This window comes from Nocardioides sp. CPCC 206348, assembly GCF_048654705.1.
Lineage (GTDB): Bacteria > Actinomycetota > Actinomycetes > Propionibacteriales > Nocardioidaceae > Nocardioides.
The window spans coordinates 5,568-7,293 of the sequence record NZ_JBMCZA010000099.1 but is presented as its reverse complement, the minus strand read 5'-3'; the positions used below and the strand labels follow the sequence as shown (position 1 = coordinate 7,293).

Sequence of the window (1,726 nt, the reverse complement as noted above, 5' to 3'; positions counted from 1 at the left end):
CGGACCTGTCCCGCCGGCTCGAGGAGTCCGGCGCGCGTCACATCCTCTACTCGAGCTGCAACCCCGAGACGCTTGCGCGCGACCTGGCCGACCTGACGTCGTACCGGCTGGTGAAGGGGCGCCTGCTCGACATGTTCCCGCAGACGCCGCTGTCCGAGGTGCTGGTCCTGCTTCAGCGCAGCGAGTAGGTCGCCAGCGAGATGCCGACGTAGTGCGTCACGAACGCCGCGATGGTGAAGCCGTGGAAGACCTCGTGGAAGCCGAACACACGAGGTGACGGGTTCGGCCACTGGAAGCCGTAGACCAGGCCGCCCAGGGTGTAGAGCGCCCCGCCGGATGCGATGAGGACGAAGATCGCGATGCCGACGCCGAGCCCGAGGGCGGTCGCACCGTTGTAGAACGCGGGCAGGAAGAAGAGTGCGGCCCAGCCCATCGCGATGTAGATCGGTGCCGACATCCAGCGGGGCGCGGACGGCCACAGCACCTTGAACGCGATCCCGAGCACGGCGCTGGTCCACGCGGTGGTGAGCAGGATGACCTGGGCGGATCCGTCGAGAAGGATGAGCGCGAACGGCGTGTACGAGCCGGCGATGAAAAGGAAGATGTTCGAGTGGTCGATCCGGTTGAGGATCTTCCACACCTTCGGCGACCAGGTGCCGCGGTGGTAGAGCGACGAGATGCCGAACAGCAGCAGCGCGGAGGACACGAAGAAGACCGACCCGACGCGCGTCGATGCTGTCGGCGACAGGCAGATCAGGACGATGCCCGCCGCGAGGACCAGGGGAGTCGACGCGAGGTGGATCCAGCCGCGCAGCTTGGGCTTGACCTCTGCGAGGGTTTCGCTGATCTGCTCGCCGATGTCGTCCAGACGAGCACGGACCTTGCCGCCGGTGTGATCGGAGGCCTGGGTCATGTGTACGAGAGTACCCACGGATCACTACTGCAACGGCGGCCGGGCGAGCGTGATCTCACGCTCATCCGGCCGCCGCGGATCCTCCGATCGGAGGATGTCGTCAGTGCGTGTGTGGTGGTACGACGCCGCCTTCCGACGGCTGCACGATCACGAAGCCCTGGCCGCTGAACGCGACCTGGAAGGCCTCGCCCGAACCGCGGCCGATCAGGGCGCCGGCGGTGAAGGAGGACTTGATCGACGTCTGCAGGTGCACCGACCAGGCCACGAGGGCCTGGGCGTCGGCGAACGTCGGCGCCTCGGCAGCGTTCAGCACGACCGGCTGTCCATCGGTCGTGATGGCGACCCAGCCGGTGCCGCGCAGGGTGGTGTTGAACAGGCCGCCCGCGGCGATGCTGCCGCCCTTGACCCGCTCGACGTTCCAGTCGAGGGACGCGGAGAACGCCAGCACGTTCGAACCGTTGACGGACAGGCCGCTGTTGTTGAGGTGCAGGATGTGCACCTCGTGGCCGCCGTCGGCGAGGAAGACGTCGCCCTGGCCCTCGACGCGCATGAGGTTCAGGCCCTCACCGGTGAAGGCCTTCTTCAGGAACTTGGCGGCGCCGCCGCCCTGGTAGTTGAACGCGACATTGCCCTGGTAGGCGACCATCGCGCCCTGCTTGGCCATGAAGGGCTCGACCACCCGGACCCGCAGCATCTTCTTGTTCTGCAGGCTGGCGCCGATGGCGTCCTTCTCGCTGAACCGGCCGTCGATCAGGTCGCCGGTGATGCCGGCGAACGCGTCGCCGTACGGCTGGCCGCCGGGCTGCCCCTGGG

The 1,726-nt window shown here is 67.7% G+C and carries 2 protein-coding genes and 1 pseudogene; 1 reads left to right on the top strand and 2 read right to left on the bottom strand.

The annotated features are described in order from the left end of the window. Window positions 1-188, top strand: a pseudogene (locus tag ACOADB_RS05015) (23S rRNA (uracil(747)-C(5))-methyltransferase); the annotation flags it as partial. On the opposite strand, the gene trhA reads toward ACOADB_RS05015, so the two are convergent. Then, complete coding sequence (gene trhA / locus ACOADB_RS05010) at window positions 173-913, bottom strand: PAQR family membrane homeostasis protein TrhA (protein WP_378596843.1); 741 nt, start codon at window positions 911-913, stop codon at window positions 173-175. The pseudogene ACOADB_RS05015 and the gene trhA sit on opposite strands and share 16 nt — an antisense overlap. Before the next feature lie 100 nt (window positions 914-1,013). Next, window positions 1,014-1,726 (bottom strand): AIM24 family protein (locus tag ACOADB_RS05005; RefSeq protein WP_378596842.1); only part of this gene is annotated, 713 nt, incomplete at its 5' end.

Excerpts from the sequence above, each read along its gene's own strand:
- trhA (WP_378596843.1), bottom strand. The coding sequence starts at position 913 with ATGACCCAGGCCTCCGATCACACCGGCGGCAAGGTCCGTGCTCGTCTG.